Here is a 20,237-nt window from a genome sequence, read left to right on the forward strand (position 1 = left end):
ATAAAACCAAACGAGTAGTGGAGCGTAATGCTTCCCTGCTCGTTTATTCTTTATACGTGATTAAATCAACAAAGGGTGTCCCTCTTCTGACTACTGCAAACATTCTGCACACAAGTTTAAACTTTACCGCATTCAGCACTACTCCATGTTCTTTTCCCTCTTTTCTTTTCCTTTCATAATACTCTTTGAGTTCCTTATCCCATACAACGGCCGATCTTGCAGCCTGCGATAGATCCGCTTTCAATAGTCTGGCTCCCGTAGCACATACCCTTGTTTTCCCTTTCACACTGGTTCCTGAAGAATGTTCAAAAGGGGCAATACCCAGATAACAGGCATATTGCCGTGCGGTTTCAAATGCCTTGAAATTATTAGTATGTATGATTGTATTGATGGCATTAACACTACCAATCCCTTTAATGCTGTTAAGAAGCTGATAGTTTAAGTTCATAGTCGGATCAGAGCTGACAATCCCGTGCATCTCATCTTCTACGCTTTGAATTTGTTTTTCCAGAATCTTAACCATTTCTTCTGCCCGCCTGCTCGTAGAGGTGGACTCCCGGTCTTTTCTGTCCGTGATAAATCCCTTGTTTTCAGTCAGATGCTTAACCAGGCGTTTCCTTTCGGACGACAAGTCACGCAAGATAAGGACAGCACTGCCGGAAAGTTTGGAATAGGTCAATTCATCCCGATGCAAGTAACCGTAGTAAGCTATCCGCTCGGCATCCACACGGTCATTCTTTCCACGGACAAGCCCCAGAGAACGCTTTAAATCCAGAGGAGTGAAAGAACTGTAATCTTGTTTACATGACTCTAAAAACAGACATAAATCATAGCTGTAAATGCCTGTATTCTCCAAGCAGATGACAGTCTGTTTAGGAGAAATACGCTTCTGCTTCATCCAGGCAAACAATGCTTGATAACCCGTTTTATTATTCGAGACTTGCTTGTAGTTTGTCTCATCCGCATGTTTCTTTGCGGGATCGTAAATAACAACATCAAGTGTTTTTTTACTGATGTCAATGCCAATAAACCATTTCTTTTTCATAACTTCGCATTACTTATTTGAAGTTAACCATAGGTTGAACTCACTAAATCCTTTAATAGGCCAACGACCTAAAATTCTAATTGGGACGATTCAACTGAAAAGGGAGGCAGGACTAGTTCTGTGTATAGGGCTTCTGCCTAGATCTCACAATAGGTCACCCGCTTCCCTTGGTTAACTCTTATTAACTACAAAGGTAATATTTCAACCCTAAGTTTTAGTAATGCAAATCTAAAGGAGTCTCACAGAGTTTAATCAATTTGAAATCAAAAGAATAGAACTCCGTGATACTCTGTGTTACTCTGTGGTGAAAACTCATTACCATTCCGATATGCATTCTGTAGGAGTGAACTAAAGAACGTAACTTCTTGTGTGATAGCCTACTTGGTGTTCCACTAAGATTGGTCGTAGTGAAACACTAGTTCAGTCGTAGTGGGAAGTGCTTTCAGTCGTAGTGGGAAATGGGTTCAGTCGTAGTGGGAAGTATGTTCAGTCCTAATGGGAATATAGCTCATTATTGCACCGTTATGAACTAAAGTACATTTGGACATAATTTACATCACAGCTATAAATTTCATCTTTACAAATAGTAGAATTCCAAAGTATCGCTGCTATCTTTACCTTGTCTAAAAACGGTATATAATATTTGCTATATAAATAACCCAAATTATGATATTATTATATGAAATAGATTTATATGGAGTTTGATGATAAAAATAATATAATCATCTACCAAAATGATAATGGTGTGCCCAAAGTCAATGTACGGTTTGCTGATACCGATGTGTGGCTCACGCAACAACCTCAGGTAGCGACACGCTTCAGGCGTTGGGCAACCGAACGATTACATGAATACATTCAAAAGGTATTTGCAATAGATGATGAATGCAACTTCCTAAAAACAATACAGTCTCCACAAACCACTTTCCAGATCGAGAATAAAATACACTTTCCCACGGCACATCACATACAGAAAATCACCTTTCACAAAGGCACTGAACACGGAATCCAGCGGTATTTTACATCCGCATTTTTCTTCCGGAAAGTCTTTACAGGGAGGTTCCAGCTTGATGCTGGCATAGTCGGAGTCGAGCGTAAAACCATATTTTATACTTAATGGGTAGAGCACTTCCCATATCTCGTGTTTCCTCTGTTCTATCATGCAGTGGATGGCCTCTGTTATCATTTCATCCTTCGGGGTATTCATATCTTCTTCGGATTTTAAATATTTAAAATCGCCCTCATCCCCCTTATACAAAAAGAAGTCGGACGTATAGTTCATATTTATCCAAGGAGAGGTACTGGTATACCCACAGAACCAATAAATACGCTTGCACGCCCGACCCTATATAGTCTGCGTGAAACATCTTTATTGAAGTTCTGTTTCTTGACTTAAATAAAATTACCAGTTTTCTCCTTGTCAAAAATAGCTTCAACACGCCGCATTTCTCTTCGGCTAATGCAAAGATAGATGAATTGCAGGGAATAGCCAAAAGGAAGAATGCTTTTTTATGGGATCAGAAAAAGAATAATACATTAACAGAATTCTTCCCTCGTTTAAATTCATAATAACCACTCTGCATTTGCAACAATATCTCAAACTTTTGAGACAGAACTAATAAAGCCCTTTCCATCGAACAGCTAATTTTGTACATAATAACCAAGTAAAATCAAACCCAAAACATCATATCATGAAAAACCTCACCTATCTCGGATTATTATCCGTTCCCTTCTGCCTTGGACAGCATGTGTCCGCGCAAACCGCAGAACAAACGAAGTCAGCATCCCAGCAAAAGCCGAACATCATTTTCATCCTCGCCGACGACATGGGCTATGGAGATGTCTCCGCCTACAACAAAGACTCGCATATCCAAACCCGCCACATCGACCAGATGGCCGCCAACGGCGTAATGTTCACCGATGCTCATTCCTGTTCAGCCGTCAGCACCCCCACCCGCTACGGCATCCTCACAGGACGCTACAACTGGCGTTCCAGTCTCAAAAGCGGTGTACTCTACGGTTACTCCCGCCCTATCATCCCCACCACCCGCAACACCATGGCATCCATGCTGAAAGCAAACGGATATACCACCGCCTGCATCGGCAAATGGCATTTAGGCTGGAACTGGGGCACGAAACCGGGACATGAGAAACCTGACGCCAACGCCCTCAACGACGAAGACGTGGACTACTCTAAACCCATCACCAACGGCCCTGCCGACTTAGGCTTCGACTATTTCTACGGCTTCTGCGGCTCCCTCGACATGGCCCCCTATGTTTATATAGAAAACCGCCAGCCCACCACCACTCAAATAGTCACCGTACCCGCAGGAAAGAAACCGGGCTTCTGGCGTGCAGGCGCCATAGGCAACGACTTCGACCACCAGGACTGTCTGCCCACCCTAACCCACCGCGCAGTAGAGTACATCAACCGCCACGCGCAAAACGAACGCCCCTTCTTCCTCTATCTGCCCCTGCCCGCCCCTCATACCCCCATCCTGCCCGCCGAAGCCTTCAAAGGAAAAACCGGGCTGGGTGATTACGGCGACTTCGTCCTGATGGTGGACGATGTAGTGGGACAAGTGCGCGAAGCCCTGCAACGCAACGGCATAGACTCCAATACTATCGTAGTCTTCACCACCGACAACGGTTGCTCTCCCGCCGGAGGTATCCCCGAAATGGCAGCTAAAGGGCATCATGCCAACTACATCTGGCGAGGCATGAAAGCCGACCTCTTCGACGGCGGTCACCGCGTGCCCACCATCGTGGAATGGGCCAACGGTGCAGGTCGAGGCACCTGTGCGCAAACCGTCTGCCTCAACGACTTCTACGCCTCTTTTGCCGCCCTCAACCATTATACCCTGAAAGATAACGAAGCGGAAGACAGCTACAATATTCTTCCCCTCATCCGGAATCCGCACCACGCGCCAACCATCCGTGAAGCCACCGTGCACCACTCCATCCGCGGAGAATTTGCCATCCGTAAAGGAGCCTGGAAACTGTTGTGTTCCCCCAGTTCCGGCGGTTGGAGCTACCCCAAGCCGGGTGTGGACAAGGAAGCCATTGCCCAGCTCCCACCGATACAACTCTATAATATGAAAGACGATCCCACCGAAAGCAAAAATGTCTATCAGAAGCACCCCGAAATAGTCAGCGAACTGAAAGACCTGTTGCAAAAGTACATCCGCGAAGGCCGTAGCACTCCGGGCAAGGCACAGTCCAACGATGCCGTGAACAAATGGGAGCAAATCAAGGGAATCATGCACGACGATTGACAGATTTCCGGCAAAAAAAGACAGACGGAAGCACTCGTCTGAAAGCTAATTTTGAAGAAGAAATAAAAAAAATATCATTTTTTGCTTGCATATAAGAGAAAAGTATTACTTTTGCCACGAAATTAAAAACAAAAAGAAAACGAAAGTATGAATTTGTTTACTTATACATATTACTTCTTTTTTTACTTTTACTTTAGCCAGAAAGTAGAGCGGGAGTTTGTATGTGTCAAGTGACAGTGATGCTTAAGAACTGAATAGAGAACTAAAGTAATATACTTAATCCCGCTCCATTGTATGGAAGCGGGATTTTTTTTTAAAGAAACAGTATGAAAAGAATAGCCATTCAAGGAACATTAGGGTCGTATCACGACATCGCTGCACACAAGTACTTCGAAGGAGAAGAAATAGAGTTAATCTGTTGCGCTACTTTTGAGGACGTGTTTGCAGCCGTGAAGAAGGACAGCAAGACCATAGGAATGTTGGCAATAGAGAATACCATTGCAGGTAGTCTGTTGCACAACAACGAGTTGCTGCGGCAGAGCGGGACACAAATCATAGGCGAATACAAACTACGCATATCACACAGTTTTGTCTGCCTGCCCGATGAGGACTGGAACGATCTGACGGAAGTCAACTCCCACCCCATCGCACTGATGCAATGCCGCGAGTTCCTTGCCCAACACCCGAAAATGAAAGTAGTGGAAGCGGAAGACACCGCCCTCAGCGCCGAAATCATCAAGCGGGAGAACCTGAAAGGACACGCCGCCATTTGCTCCAAGGCCGCTGCCGAGCGTTACGGCATGAAGGTGTTGCAGGAAGGCATCGAAACAAACAAGCACAACTTCACCCGTTTTCTGGTAGTTGCCGATCCTTGGCAAGTAGACGAAATACGCCGCCATCCGCACCCGGAGACCAACAAGGCAAGCATGGTATTCACACTGCCCCACACGGAAGGGAGCCTCTCGCAAGTACTGTCCATCCTTTCATTCTACAGCATCAACCTGACCAAGATACAGTCGCTGCCCATCATCGGACGGGAATGGGAATACCAATTTTACGTAGACATTGTTTTCGACAACCTACTGAGATATAAACAATCCATCGCGGCCATCACACCGCTAACCAAAGAACTTAAAATATTAGGCGAATATGCAGACGGAAAATCAAACATCTAAGATCAAGCCCGCCGACCGGTTGGCCAGCGTGAGCGAATACTACTTCTCCAAGAAGTTGAAAGAGGTGGCACAAATGAATGCCGAAGGAAAAGACGTAATCAGCCTCGGAATCGGCAGCCCCGACATGCCTCCCTCGGAAACAACCATACAGACCCTGTGCCGCGAAGCTCAAAACCCTGACGGACACGGCTATATGCCCTATGTAGGCATCCCCGAACTCCGCCGCAGCTTTGCCGCCTGGTATAAAAAATGGTACGGTGTGGAGTTGAATCCTAATACCGAGATACAGCCGCTCATCGGTTCGAAAGAAGGTATCCTGCACGTCACACTCGCCTTCGTCAATCCAGGCGAACAGGTACTAGTCCCCAATCCGGGCTACCCCACTTATACTTCATTGAGCAAGATACTGGGCGCGGAAGTCATCAACTACAACCTGAAAGAGGAAAGCGGCTGGATGCCCGACTTCGACGAACTGGAAAAGATGGACATGAGCCGCGTAAAACTGATGTGGACCAACTATCCGAACATGCCGACCGGAGCCAACGCCACCCCGGAACTTTATGCAAAACTGGTAGATTTTGCACGCCGTAAGGACATCGTGATTGTAAACGATAACCCGTACAGCTTCATCCTAAACGACCACCCCCTCAGCATTCTCAGTGTGCCGGGCGCCAAGGAGTGTTGCATCGAGTTCAACTCCATGAGCAAGAGCCACAATATGCCGGGCTGGCGTATCGGTATGCTGGCAAGCAACGCCGACTTTGTGCAATGGATACTGAAAGTGAAGAGCAACATCGACAGCGGTATGTTCCGCGCCATGCAACTGGCTGCCGCCAACGCCTTGGAAGCCGAACAGGAATGGTACGACGGAAATAACAAGAACTATCGCAACCGCCGCCATCTGGCAGGGGAAATCATGCATGCACTGGGATGTACATACGATGAAAAACAGGTAGGTATGTTCCTCTGGGGAAAAATTCCCGATAGCTGTGCCGACGTGGAAGAACTGACCGAAAAGGTGTTGCACAACGCACGCGTGTTCATCACACCGGGATTTATCTTCGGAAGTAACGGAAAACGGTATATCCGCATCTCGCTTTGCTGCAAAGACCATAAATTGGAAGAAGCATTGAAACGCATCAGGGAGATGAAGTAATATGTTTACAAAAAAGAAGTCTTGTAACACAAGCCACTCACCGTTTTAAAAAACGTGCCCGACGTTTTTAAAGAATAAGGGCAACGTTTTTAAAAAACGAGGCCTGTATTTATTAACACGTTCGAAAGGCTTTATCGACGGGGGTGCAGAGGGTTCAGGAGACACAGAAAAATATCTATACAACAAAAAATATAATTGAACAAAAATAAAAGAATATGGAACTTGAATTAGAATCGATTTTGCTGCCGGGTATTGAGGACAAACGTCCCATGGTAATTGCAGGTCCTTGCAGCGCCGAGACAGAAGAACAAGTAATGTGCACCGCCAAGCAACTGGCCGAAAAGGGAATGAAGATATTCCGTGCAGGAATCTGGAAACCGCGTACCAAACCGGGTGGTTTCGAAGGTGTAGGCGTAGACGGTCTGGCATGGCTGAAAGAGGTGAAGAAAGAAACCGGAATGTACGTTTCTACCGAAGTAGCCACTTCGAAGCATGTATACGAGTGTCTGAAAGCAGGTATCGATATCCTTTGGATTGGCGCACGCACCACTGCCAACCCGTTTGCCATGCAGGAAATTGCCGATGCACTGAAGGGTGTGGATATTCCTGTGTTTGTGAAGAACCCGGTAAACCCGGATCTGGAACTCTGGATCGGTGCCCTGGAGCGTATCAACAATGCCGGTCTGAAACGCCTGGCAGCCATCCACCGCGGTTTCAGCAGTTACGACAAGAAGTTGTACCGCAATCTGCCGCAATGGCATATCCCCATCGAGTTGCGTCGTCGCATCCCGAACCTGCCGATCATCTGCGACCCCAGCCACATCGGTGGTAAGCGCGAACTCATCGCACCGCTTTGCCAGCAGGCGATGGACCTCGGTTTCAACGGTCTGATTATCGAAAGCCACTGCAACCCCGACTGCGCATGGAGCGATGCTTCGCAGCAAGTGACTCCGGACGTACTGGATTACATCCTGAACCTACTCGTCATCCGTAAAGAGACCCAGACCACGGAAAACCTCAGCGAACTGCGCAAGCAGATTGACGAATGCGACAACAACCTGATGCAGGAACTTGCCAAGCGTATGCGTGTGGCACGTGAAATCGGTACGTTCAAGAAAGAACATGATATGACGATCCTGCAAACGGGACGTTATAATGAAATTCTGGACAAACGCGGTTCACAAGGTGTGCTTCTGGGCGTGGATTCGGAATTTATCAAGAAGGTATTCGAGCTGATACACGAGGAGAGTGTGAGGCAACAAATGGAAATAATTAATAAGTGACAAACTACAGGCTACAAACTACCAGTGGCTGCGCCATCATATCGCAGGATACTCGTAGCTTGTAGCTCGTAATTTGTAGCTAATAACACTAAATTTATGCGTATTTTAATACTCGGAGCCGGCAAGATGGGCTCTTTCTTTACAGATATTCTAAGTTTCCAACATGAAACGGCAGTGTTCGACGTGAATCCGCACCAGTTGCGTTTTGTCTACAACACGTATCGTTTCACCACGTTGGAAGAGATAAAGGACTTCGAACCGGAGTTGGTAATCAATGCCGCCACGGTGAGATATACGCTGGACGCATTCCGCAAGGTTCTACCTATGCTACCCAAGGATTGTATCATCAGTGATATTGCCTCGGTGAAGACGGGATTGAAGAAATTCTATGAGGAAAGTGGCTTCCGTTATGTATCGTCGCATCCGATGTTTGGTCCTACGTTTGCCAGCCTCAGTAATCTGAGCAGCGAGAATGCTATCATCATCAGTGAAGGTGACCACCTGGGAAAAATTTTCTTCAAGGACCTTTACCAGACGCTCCGCCTCAATATCTTCGAATATACTTTCGACGAGCATGATGAAACGGTAGCTTATTCTCTGTCTATTCCTTTCGTCTCTACGTTTGTTTTTGCAGCGGTAATGAAGCATCAGGAGGCTCCGGGTACTACGTTCAAAAAGCACATGGCTATTGCTAAGGGTTTGCTGAGTGAGGATGATTACTTGCTTCAGGAAATTCTCTTTAATCCGCGCACTCCCTCGCAAGTGGAAAATATTCGTCTGGAGCTGAAGAATTTGCTGGAAATTATCAGTACGAAGGATGCGGAAGGGATGAAGCAGTATCTGACGAAGATTAGGGAAAAGATAAAATAGAATAAATAGGTGAGATTAAGGAATTGAAGAGAGGGGAGGTACGGAAAAGGAAATGGGGCTTCTCTCTTCAATTCGTTAATAAAGAGAGGTGATGATATTTAGGATTAGGTAGGGGCATACTTATTTCTAAAATTATTGAAAATAGTCAAATATTGGCAGGAATGATATGAAATTCTGTTGTAATTTGCTTCTCATTTTTGTATTTTTGAACCATAGGAAACAGTATCAACACTTCCAATGATAGAACCAAAAGGGTTGTGATTTGCTTTCATTTTAGTATCTTTGAACCATAGGAAACAGTTTTAAAAGCATTTTGCAGATACACGTATGAGTTGTGATTTGCTTTCATTTTAGTATCTTTGAACCATAGGAAACAGTTAATTGGATAAGACGGTCATCTACCTTTCTGTTGTGATTTGCTTTCATTTTAGTATCTTTGAACCATAGGAAACAGTTGCAATTGCTGCACGGAGCAACCAAGAGTGGTTGTGATTTGCTTTCATTTTAGTATCTTTGAACCATAGGAAACAGTCAAATATTTTATAATAACAGCTCATACCTAGTTGTGATTTGCTTTCATTTTAGTATCTTTGAACCATAGGAAACAGTCGGCAGTCTGCCATCTATATTCATGCTGATGTTGTGATTTGCTTTCATTTTAGTATCTTTGAACCATAGGAAACAGTTATGTTACAGGAAGAAGGAAGCCAAGCAAGTTGTGATTTGCTTTCATTTTAGTATCTTTGAACCATAGGAAACAGTTTCGTTCCCGTTCTAATGCAGATAAAATAGTTGTGATTTGCTTTCATTTTAGTATCTTTGAACCATAGGAAACAGTGTAGTCCCGAAGAATACACATTGGCGGGGGGTTGTGATTTGCTTTCATTTTAGTATCTTTGAACCATAGGAAACAGTAGATAGCTTGTTGAAAATTTCCTTCTCCGAGTTGTGATTTGCTTTCATTTTAGTATCTTTGAACCATAGGAAACAGTCGCAGAATTAACTATGTCAGCGGGTCTTGGTTGTGATTTGCTTTCATTTTAGTATCTTTGAACCATAGGAAACAGTCGGCTCACTCTCGCACCCCGGTCGTGGCGGGTTGTGATTTGCTTTCATTTTAGTATCTTTGAACCATAGGAAACAGTAAATAATAACAATTTAAAGATTATGAAAGAGTTGTGATTTGCTTTCATTTTAGTATCTTTGAACCATAGGAAACAGTGATAGTATGTTAGTCCTGCAATCAGATCAGTTGTGATTTGCTTTCATTTTAGTATCTTTGAACCATAGGAAACAGTTTTACGTCCGTTGCTATTTCAAATAGCTGCGTTGTGATTTGCTTTCATTTTAGTATCTTTGAACCATAGGAAACAGTTGCCCTCAAAGGGATGTTTGCAGCCCATTCGTTGTGATTTGCTTTCATTTTAGTATCTTTGAACCATAGGAAACAGTAAATTATAATTTCATCCATAGATGCTCCAGTTGTGATTTGCTTTCATTTTAGTATCTTTGAACCATAGGAAACAGTTGCAAAAAGTGTACAGAAACAGCCTCAGCAGTTGTGATTTGCTTTCATTTTAGTATCTTTGAACCATAGGAAACAGTTACGCAACGTTTGAAATACTTGGATGATATGTTGTGATTTGCTTTCATTTTAGTATCTTTGAACCATAGGAAACAGTCTGAGTGTCATCAGTAGCATCCACATTGCCGTTGTGATTTGCTTTCATTTTAGTATCTTTGAACCATAGGAAACAGTAGTATTTGTATTCAAAGAAGAGCCATTTAGTTGTGATTTGCTTTCATTTTAGTATCTTTGAACCATAGGAAACAGTATTGCACGATGGAGCAAGTCAAAGACTACAGTTGTGATTTGCTTTCATTTTAGTATCTTTGAACCATAGGAAACAGTCTACCAGATTAGGGTCCATCCCCTTACCCGTTGTGATTTGCTTTCATTTTAGTATCTTTGAACCATAGGAAACAGTGATATGCTTGGATGTGCGAATAGCCCCATTGTTGTGATTTGCTTTCATTTTAGTATCTTTGAACCATAGGAAACAGTCTATCATTTTGGTACCTCGGAAAATCATCTGTTGTGATTTGCTTTCATTTTAGTATCTTTGAACCATAGGAAACAGTTATTAAAAGAAAGTCAATCAAAACTAACAGGTTGTGATTTGCTTTCATTTTAGTATCTTTGAACCATAGGAAACAGTAGGTGACATCTTCGATATTCAGATGATTAAGTTGTGATTTGCTTTCATTTTAGTATCTTTGAACCATAGGAAACAGTGTAAATCTGCTACAGAAAGTCAACCGTTAGGTTGTGATTTGCTTTCATTTTAGTATCTTTGAACCATAGGAAACAGTAGACTATATAATAGTTGGTTACACAACAAGTTGTGATTTGCTTTCATTTTAGTATCTTTGAACCATAGGAAACAGTTGCATGGATTAATTATATGACAAATTTCAAGTTGTGATTTGCTTTCATTTTAGTATCTTTGAACCATAGGAAACAGTTATTCAAGCAATGGATAAGGTAAGTAATTAGTTGTGATTTGCTTTCATTTTAGTATCTTTGAACCATAGGAAACAGTTCTTTCGTTCTTCTTTATTAAACACATTTTGTTGTGATTTGCTTTCATTTTAGTATCTTTGAACCATAGGAAACAGTTGGTGTCGGGTTCTGCATGTACTGTGTATCGTTGTGATTTGCTTTCATTTTAGTATCTTTGAACCATAGGAAACAGTACAACCCGCATTACAAACTGATATACAATTGGTTACAAACTATTTTTGAATTACAAAAACGATACTGTTTTCAATTAAGAATCCCGCATTTAAGCGGGATTTCTTTTTCTAGAAAAGCTCTAATTGCTGACCGGGAGTATTTATATCCAAAGATTTTTTCCCATAAAATAACTCTATATTTCCAAATTGCTTATCTGTAATACACATAATTCCAACCTGCCCATGCTCCGGTAAGAAAGATTTAACTCTTTTTATATGAACTTCTGCATTCTCACTACTAGCACAATGGCGAACATAAATAGAAAACTGAAACATAGTAAAGCCATCTTTCTGCAGATTCTTCTTAAAATCTACATATGCTTTCTTATCCTTCTTTGTTTCAGTAGGCAAATCAAATAATACAAGTACCCACATAATACGATATTCACTAAATCGGTTCATCTCACATTTCCGGATATAATATTCTACGCAATTCACCACTAAAGCATTTATACAGAGATGCAGTAGTCTGCCCCACCGCAACCATTAAAGGACTACGTTTACCAGAGATAACAACTTCTAGTGTAGGAATAGTAAGTAACTGAGCCTTTAAACCTTTCGTCAGTTCATCACAATTCATCCCCTCCTGCAATATCTTATAGACTAACTCATCAACATAGGGCCGATATGGCTCCATAATATCATCAGCCAGACAATAAGCATTATATCTATTATGATGATGTATTCCTAATGTAGGTAAAAGTCCACTAGCAACTAATCCACGTGCAACCACAGCTCTTAGAATCGCATATCCATAATTTAACAGATTATTAGGTGGAACCCCTTCCCTATCTCTTGTAAACCCTTTTATTTTAAACAAATTTTTCCAATAATAGGCAGCTGCACGAGCTTCCAGATTATCAGAGTCCCCACTTTTCACATCAGCAGCCCATATAGTCATACACTTTACTTCTTCACCTGTGCATTTTCTCAATACAGCTGCTTGATTTTCAATCTTCATTCTTACAGTCTGTTGCCACAGCTGCTTTATCAGAGGAAGAGAGGCATCCAACTGTTGACGAAAACGTTCATTCTGTGTCGTGTTTCCATATAAAGGAAGCATTAATCCAACCGGCATACTCTTACTGTCGCAAGTTATGATAGCACAATTGTTTTCAAGTAACGCTTCTAATACTCCTGAAGTAATAGTTATCTGCTTATTATCCAGTACTACTACACCAAGATCCTCTATTGGTTTAGTTATCTCTGATTGTTGTTTGAAGCCATCAGGTAAGGTGTCGTTTTTCACAACCTCCGGCAATTTGATTACCAACTGTGCATTCCTCAAAGATAAATAAACAGGATTACCGAAATAAAGCGTTTTTTTAATCATAGTATTCTATTTTTAAAATTATCTACTACTCACTATCCGCTTCAAAAGATAATTGGGGCGGTTTTTCTTCCTTTTCTAAATTTGCTAAGAAGTTTCGAAAAGATATATTGCTTCTTCCTAACTCCTTCTCTGCTTGCTCATGAGCTACTCTAGCTACATTACCTCCACGATTTACAACTTGCTTACTTTTATTAGATGTATTCGACTACTCTTTTGGGAGGATTTCCACTGTAACACGTTCGCCAAACATTGTGAAGACGGATAGCTATACCACGTCAACGTTTAACAATCCAATCCTTAGAATAACCTTCTGCTCATAGAGTTCTTTCATATACTCTTGGTAAGCTCTGGCTCTCTATCTCTTGCAAACGTTCATCCCTCACTCGAGCTAGCCAAAGTTTAAAGTGTACTGTTTTAGAAGAAATAGACTGTATAATACGAAACAATCCTTTTATATATACTGCTTGAATTTTGCTCTTTTTACCATCCTCTACTATCATTTGAACCGAGGTATAAAGTGTACCTTGGTTCAATGATAAACCTCGTCCCGTGAACACATTCGCCTTATATACTGTTTAGGATTAACACTATGAGTCAACGCCTCCGCCACATCGACAATTGAAAAATGCCATTGTTGCTCTTCTTCATTCCACGCAAAATGGATTTTCTTATCTTGAAACAGCCTAATATTATTCATTACCCTATATTTTTAATACTCACCTAGCGATACAATTTGCCCAATATGATCAACTCTAACTTTCACTATTTTATCTAATCCCTTTGAACTACGAAAATCAGTCCATATTATGCCTTTTAGAGTTGAACTTGTATCTTTGATAGTAGTTTCCAAATGATGTCTAAAAACATAGTTTTTATAAGTAAACTTTTGCACCCTAAACAAATTAGGACTTATCATCGCATAATTCTCCGGATTCAATAAATCTACCTCTTTAGGATTGAATCCTGTCTTCTCATTGGGAAATACAAAATATTCATTTTGCTTCATACTAAACAGAAACTGCCATCCTTCACTTCTTCTATAATCCTTATCTATAATAGGTTGACCAAGGTTTGCCCGTGTCACCGCATCAAAGAAAGAAACCACTACTTCATCAAGTTCATACTTCGGATTACCTTCTTCATCAAGTACTATCTGTCCCACTTTGTCCAAGACAGGCTTTTTATAGATAGCCACATGATGATTGTTACCAGTATTCACAAAATCCACTGGGATTTTCCTTCCTTCTTTGCCCAAAATCAAGTTACCATCTTTATCTTTCTTTTCATGCAGCGATTGAGCATTGCTAATGCCTCGAATACTCACGCGTTTAATCGATATTCCTCTAGCCTCATTCAGCCATATTGGATTTTCATCCAAGTTGACGAATGCCTTTTTGGCATCTCCACCATACTCTTTTAGCCTTTTTTCCAAGACACTACGAATTTTCACATCTATCACCTTATCTATACTTAAATTGGGATCAATCGGCTTTCGTATAGTATAAACAGTTTCAAACTCTACCGTCTGTACTTTTTCTGGAACCATCTCCGTTTGGTTCTCATCAAGATAGAGCGGACTCTTTTCCAATGTATTTTTACCAGTAAATGCTTTCTTTGGATCATTGCCAAAAGCCTCCAAACGTTTTAGTAAAGCATTCCGGTAAGCAAGTTTACTTACAGTAGCAATCTTGGTAACATCAAAAGCAGCATTCACTTTTTCCATTTTCGTGACATATTGTCGATGACTACCATAAACAGTTTCTAGATGTAACTGTCCACGCGGTGTTTGTTGCATTTTTTTGTTTTCACCATTGTTTTTCTTTGTACGATTCACATTGGAGGTAACCACCTTATTTTTAGCCTTGATAGATACCAATAAGTTTTCCAAGTGGCGTTTAGCTTCTGCACGAAACTGTGCCAGAGGTATTGGAGCGAGCGCCTTTCCATCTTCAAAATAGCGCGCCTTTATACCTGCTATATTGGCATGCTCTTTAGAAGTAGGCATCCAAACGGCATTCTTATTATTATAATATTGAATAAACACATCTTTCGTGAAAGCTACAGTCAGAGCATCCATTGCATGGTGTCGATGATCGTTTCTTTTAGTCCAGTCTGTTATTTTCTTTATCCTTCTCCCATTTTTGTCTTTAAAAGTCTCCACCAAACCAAGTATTTCGTATTTAGGTAGATTCAACTCTTTCATCACATCCACAAGTTGCCAATCCTCACGTAATTTATCAGTAATGGAACCAGTAGTAGCCACCACTCTGCGACTAATTTCATTCAACATAGCAAGAGCTTTCTTGGAAATATACTGCGTATTCCGCAAATCTCTATCGATAAATCCTTCCGGAATATCTTTCTCTTCCATTTTTAACTTTCTAAGCTTTGTTTTTTTATCCTTGAATAGAGCCTCGCAACGATTGAGATACTCCTGCAAACCAACATCTCCGTATTTCTCTTTTACAAAATCATAAGCCGTTTTATTACCTTTCTCTATATTAATAGCCCTGTATTCCAAAGTTTTATTAGACAGTGAATCATCGAAAAGACGAGCTTGCGGAATGATGTGTTCAATATCAATCTCTTTACTGAAAATTTTTTCTCTTGGAATGTACTCATCGGAATATAAAGTCTTATACCCGTTATCTTTTAATTCTTCATAGAGTTTATAACGTATAATATCATTACGGCTAACATTCATCATGCCGAATTCCGTTCGCAACAACTGACGAATTTCATCATGTTCACGAGTATTTCGTGCTATGGATTTTGTTAATTCTTCTCGTTCTTTAGCATTTTTCTTTAGTTCACGGGCCAGTTCCACATGAATTTCATCAGGTTTGCCGTAGGTATCAATGATTGTATTAATCAGATTAACCATTTGGTTCAAAATCTTTTCAACCACAGGGTTACGCAGGCTATTCTTGGGGAGAATATCCAATTTGTCCTTCAATATCTTATTTTCTATTTCATCTTTGGTCAATGAGGATTTAGAATGACGATACCCCGCATAGTCACATGCAACGTCATATTGATTACCTTCTTTTAAATAAGGTAGTATCTTTTTAATAGCCTTTGCACTCAGACTTCCGTAATCTTCTTGAAATGACACATTAGCAAGTTCTACAGCATACTCTTTTTCCACGCCACAAAGCTGCATAATTTTCTCAAGCAGTTTACCATTCCCAGTCGGTGTATTATCCCCCTCAAAAGAATACAATAAATGCCAAAGTCTGAAATAAGACTGCCTCTCAAGTTCTTTATCCTCTTTACTCAAATCAATAGAAAGTAGTTCTGTATTCCATCCTAAATTAGTGAATATGGTTTCCAGCTTTTCTATAATCTCATCTGCAGATTTCTTAAAATCCACAGGTTCATAACCATACTTCTCAATCATCTTGCTGTATGCTGAGAAAAGAGCGAATCCTGTATGATTACCATCAATCTGCTTAAAATTCAGATCCAGTTCCTGGAAATTTTCGAACAACAGTTTCAGAACCTCAGCCTTTTTCATACTCTCTTTTACAAAAAGTTCCTTAGCCAGCAACTCTTTTTCTTCCTGATACAAAGACCGTTTTCCTTCTACGAGCAAAGGCTTTTCCGAGTTATCAAACAATGTAGAAGATTTATCTGCTTTCTTGCGTTTACTCTGTTTATCCCACGCAAAGACTTCAATATCATTCAAGGTTTGCCATATTTTAAACTCTTGGAATAACGGATGCGAACGGGGAATCACCCGACAGCCCACTGTCTTATTCTGTTTTCTGCCATCCTTTTCTACTATAACTTCTCGCTTCTCAAATTCGCAGAAACTTATTAATCCTTTTTGACTCTTCAGACGACGTTGATAAAAAATAATGATGTCACGAATTTCTTTCTTCAGTTCCACAGTCAACTCCTCATGAAACTCAGCCTGCCTCTCCCATATCCTGTCAAATTCATCCAAATAATCTTGCCGATAGAATACTCGGTTGCGCAAACTTACATTAGGGTCTTTTTCCAACTCAGACATCAAATACTGTCCAACCGTCTGACGATTGAAGTAAAGCTGCTTACTACGATCGCTGATTGCCCCCAGATAACCACTAGAAGCACTTATCTGACCATTGATTTCTTGTAGCACAATAGCAACTATTTCCGGATTTAGTTGTTCAGAAAGAGCTTGTACACGCCAACGATAATTTTCCAATTTTAATTCATTCCCTTTGGTATCTCGTTTAAGACCGACAAGCTTATACTCCTTTACTCTTTCTTCTGTCCTTGCCTCTTTCTCATTCCAAACAGATTCTTTTTCTGACCAAACAAAGAACTTTGCTAGAATGGCCCAAGTCTGACTACGATTTTTACCTCTAACTTCTTCTTTCACTGCATCACAAAATAATTCCGGATTAAACCGCTTTTGGAAGTTCCAAATCCTGTCAAACTCATTCTGTAAATCAGAACGATAAAAATCCGGTAGATTTTTCTTTCCAGCTTCAAGCATTTGCAGGCAGAGTTCCCCTGGGGTCAAGCCCTCTTCATAAAGTTTTCTGGCTACATCCATACCATCAATCAATACACCATCTTCACTTCCTTTGGTTTTCCGACTACTTTTATAACCACGCTTCTTATTAATCATCAGTAACACTCGAGCAAACTCCTCTAAAGAAACTTCTTCCACTGCAGCTTTCGCTCTTAGACGATATGTTTCAAATGTTGTTTTATTACCATGTTCAGAAAGTAAAGTGCTATCTGTTATGAAACCGTGCTCTTTTAACACTTCAATGAGAGTTTCACGACGCAATTTATAACGTTGCAAATTACGACGCATGCTTCTTTTAAGAGTTCTGTCAGCATTCGTGGTAATACTTTTTCCTTTTTCAAAATTCTGCATTTCATCCACAGTCAAAGGATTCACTCTTACACCGAGTTTGATAATAGACGATATTTCCTCAGTATTTTCCGCCTCATTGACCAATGCCCAGCCAATGCTATTGCAACCTAAATCTAATCCTAATATTTTTTTCATGATATTATTTTAATGTTTTGTCAAATATAGTAAAAACTTTCTGTATTCTATTGTTTTTCCCAATTTATTTCATATATTTGTCAGACTAAAATGAAGCAAATCACAATAAGGATTATTCCGTTGTGAAAACATTAGGTTCCCTCGTCCTCAACGGGGGATTTTTTTTATCTTTGCATTCGCAAAAACAATTATCCAAATGATAGACCAACCTACCATAGACAGAATTCTGGATGCCGCACAGATTGTAGACATTGTATCGGACTTCGTTACGTTGCGCAAGCGAGGTGTGAATTATGTAGGCTTGTGTCCGTTCCATGATGACAAGACGCCATCTTTCTATGTGTCGCCTTCCAAAGGGTTGTGCAAATGCTTTTCCTGCGGTAAAGGTGGCAATGCGGTGCACTTCATTATGGAGCACGAGCAGATGAGTTACCCCGAAGCTCTGAAATATCTGGCAAAGAAATACGGTATCGAAATCAAGGAGCGCGAACTGTCCAGCGAAGAGAAGCTGATGCAGAGCGAACGTGAAAGTCTGTTCATCGTGAATAACTTTGCACGTGATTACTTCCAAAATATACTTAAAAACCATGTGGACGGACGTAGCATTGGCATGGCATACTTCCGCAATCGTGGTTTCCGGGATGATATCATCGAAAAGTTCCAGTTAGGCTATTGCACAGAAAGTCACGATGCCATGGCTCAAGAAGCCATCAAGAAGGGATTCAAGAAAGAATATCTTGTCAAGACAGGGCTTTGCTACGAAACGGACGATCACCGCTTACGTGACCGCTTTTGGGGACGTGTTATTTTTCCGGTGCACACACTTTCCGGTAAGGTAGTCGCTTTCGGCGGGCGCGTGCTTAGCAGTGCGACGAAGGGAGTCAAGGTTAAATATGTCAATTCTCCCGAATCAGAAATCTATCATAAGAGTAATGAACTGTATGGCATTTATTTTGCCAAACAGGCTATTGTGAAACAAGACCGTTGCTTTCTGGTGGAAGGATACACGGACGTTATTTCCATGCACCAGTCAGGTGTGGAGAATGTGGTAGCTTCTTCGGGTACGGCACTGACTCCGGGACAAATTAAGCTCATTCACCGCTTCACCAACAACATCACGGTACTCTATGACGGTGACGTGGCAGGTATCAAGGCTTCTCTCCGTGGTATCGACATGCTGCTGGAAGAAGGAATGAATATCAAGGTTTGCCTACTTCCCGACGGGGAAGATCCGGATTCCTTCGCCCGCAAGCACAACGCTACAGAATTCCAGAAATTCATACAAGATAATGAAACAGACTTTATACGTTTCAAAACCAATCTTCTACTGGAAGATGCAGGAAAAGATCCTATCAAGCGTGCTGAGTTAATCGGTAATCTTGTACAAAGTATATCTATTATTCCTGAGGCAATCGTCCGCGATGTATATATTAAAGAATGTAGCCAGCTGCTTCGTGTAGAAGACAAGCTACTGGTTTCGGAAGTTGCCAAACGACGCGAAACGCAGGCTGAGAAGCAGGCGGAACAAAGAAACCGGGAAACAAGAAAAAATAATGCAGCCCGCGACGCTGCACAAGCACCGCTTCCCGACGGAATGCAACCACCCTACCCTGAAGACATGCCTCCTTATCCCATGGATGGAGAAATACCTGACGGTGGTGCACCGCTTCCACCGGAAGCTGCCGAATACGTATCTTATATCCCGCAGGAGGGGAAAGAAGGACAGGAATTCTACAAATACGAGCGCCTTATCTTGCAAATGGTAGTACGCTACGGAGAGAAAGTATTGTGCAACGTTCCCGATGAGGAAGGGAAAGAAATTCCCATCACAGTAACGGAATACGTAGTCAATGACTTGAAGGAGGACGAACTGGCTTTCCACAACCCGCTGCACAGGCAGATGTTGACAGAAGCGGCAGAGCATATACATAATGAAGGATTCACTGCAGAACGGTATTTCCTAGCACACCCCGACCCTATTATCAGTAAGCTAAGTACAGAGTTGATTGCCGACCGCTATCAACTGAGCAAATATCACTCCAAAGCCCAAAGGTTAGTGACCGACGAGGAACGCCTATTCGAATTGGTACCTACACTCATGATTAATTTCAAGTTTGCCATCATCAGTGAAGAAATGAAACACATGATGTATGCCCTGCAAGACCCTGCCGTAGCCAATGATGAAGAACAATGTACCTCTATCATGAAACGCTACTCAGAACTGCGTGAGATCAAAAGTATTATGGCCAAACGATTGGGTGACAGAGTTGTACTCGGTTAAATCACCATGCTTCTA

The 20,237-nt window shown here is 41.6% G+C and carries 11 protein-coding genes, 1 pseudogene and 1 CRISPR repeat array; of the genes and pseudogenes, 7 read left to right on the forward strand and 5 right to left on the reverse strand.

Going from position 1 to position 20,237, the window contains the following annotated elements:
* Window positions 1-43: 43 nt before the first annotated feature.
* Window positions 44-1,045 carry an IS110 family transposase gene (locus K6V21_RS00800; protein ID WP_224318936.1) on the reverse strand — a complete coding sequence of 334 codons (1,002 nt, stop codon included), beginning with the start codon at window positions 1,043-1,045 and terminating at the stop codon, window positions 44-46.
* Between the two features lie 694 nt (window positions 1,046-1,739).
* Between K6V21_RS00800 and K6V21_RS00805 the strand changes: the two are divergent.
* Window positions 1,740-1,928: pseudogene (locus tag K6V21_RS00805) on the forward strand (cell filamentation protein Fic); the annotation flags it as partial.
* A 9-nt stretch (window positions 1,929-1,937) separates the two neighbouring features.
* On the opposite strand, the gene K6V21_RS00810 reads toward K6V21_RS00805, so the two are convergent.
* Complete coding sequence (locus K6V21_RS00810; protein ID WP_224322113.1) at window positions 1,938-2,249, reverse strand: hypothetical protein; 312 nt, start codon at window positions 2,247-2,249, stop codon at window positions 1,938-1,940.
* Window positions 2,250-2,733: 484 nt separating this feature from the next.
* Between K6V21_RS00810 and K6V21_RS00815 the strand changes: the two genes are divergently transcribed.
* The 5 genes from K6V21_RS00815 (at window position 2,734) to K6V21_RS00835 (ending at window position 8,801) form a co-directional block, all read left to right on the forward strand.
* Window positions 2,734-4,317 carry a sulfatase family protein gene (locus K6V21_RS00815; protein ID WP_224320566.1) on the forward strand — a complete coding sequence of 528 codons (1,584 nt, stop codon included), beginning with the start codon at window positions 2,734-2,736 and terminating at the stop codon, window positions 4,315-4,317.
* Window positions 4,318-4,643: 326 nt separating this feature from the next.
* The gene (locus tag K6V21_RS00820) at window positions 4,644-5,492 is read left to right on the forward strand and encodes a prephenate dehydratase (RefSeq protein WP_224320567.1); all 849 of its coding nucleotides are present in this window, start codon (window positions 4,644-4,646) and stop codon (window positions 5,490-5,492) included.
* Window positions 5,467-6,648 (forward strand): pyridoxal phosphate-dependent aminotransferase, encoded by a 1,182-nt coding sequence (locus K6V21_RS00825; RefSeq protein WP_224320568.1) that lies wholly within the window; start codon window positions 5,467-5,469, stop codon window positions 6,646-6,648. The genes K6V21_RS00820 and K6V21_RS00825 overlap by 26 nt, the downstream gene beginning before the upstream one ends.
* A gap of 215 nt (window positions 6,649-6,863) precedes the next feature.
* A complete protein-coding gene (locus K6V21_RS00830) occupies window positions 6,864-7,931 on the forward strand; it encodes a bifunctional 3-deoxy-7-phosphoheptulonate synthase/chorismate mutase type II (RefSeq protein WP_007210090.1) in 1,068 nt (355 codons plus the stop codon).
* A gap of 96 nt (window positions 7,932-8,027) precedes the next feature.
* Complete coding sequence (locus K6V21_RS00835) at window positions 8,028-8,801, forward strand: prephenate dehydrogenase/arogenate dehydrogenase family protein (RefSeq protein WP_217712738.1); 774 nt, start codon at window positions 8,028-8,030, stop codon at window positions 8,799-8,801.
* A 254-nt stretch (window positions 8,802-9,055) separates the two neighbouring features.
* A CRISPR array of direct repeats spans window positions 9,056-11,558; the repeat unit is 47 nt; unit sequence GTTGTGATTTGCTTTCATTTTAGTATCTTTGAACCATAGGAAACAGT.
* A gap of 108 nt (window positions 11,559-11,666) precedes the next feature.
* Here K6V21_RS00835 and cas2 read toward each other — a convergent pair.
* From cas2 to cas9, 3 genes are all read right to left on the reverse strand, one after another.
* Window positions 11,667-11,999, reverse strand: a complete 333-nt coding sequence (cas2, locus tag K6V21_RS00840; protein ID WP_217712739.1) for a CRISPR-associated endonuclease Cas2 — start codon at window positions 11,997-11,999, stop codon at window positions 11,667-11,669.
* Between the two features lies 1 nt (window position 12,000).
* Window positions 12,001-12,930, reverse strand: a complete 930-nt coding sequence (gene cas1, locus K6V21_RS00845) for a type II CRISPR-associated endonuclease Cas1 (RefSeq protein ID WP_224320569.1) — start codon at window positions 12,928-12,930, stop codon at window positions 12,001-12,003.
* A gap of 709 nt (window positions 12,931-13,639) precedes the next feature.
* On the reverse strand, window positions 13,640-17,941 hold the full coding sequence (gene cas9, locus K6V21_RS00850) for a type II CRISPR RNA-guided endonuclease Cas9 (RefSeq protein ID WP_224320570.1): 4,302 nt from the start codon (window positions 17,939-17,941) through the stop codon (window positions 13,640-13,642).
* Window positions 17,942-18,137: 196 nt separating this feature from the next.
* Between cas9 and dnaG the strand changes: the two genes are divergently transcribed.
* The gene (gene dnaG, locus K6V21_RS00855; protein ID WP_224320571.1) at window positions 18,138-20,222 is read left to right on the forward strand and encodes a DNA primase; all 2,085 of its coding nucleotides are present in this window, start codon (window positions 18,138-18,140) and stop codon (window positions 20,220-20,222) included.
* Window positions 20,223-20,237: the final 15 nt, after the last annotated feature.

Origin of the sequence: Bacteroides cellulosilyticus (assembly GCF_020091405.1) — a bacterium.
Lineage (GTDB): Bacteria > Bacteroidota > Bacteroidia > Bacteroidales > Bacteroidaceae > Bacteroides.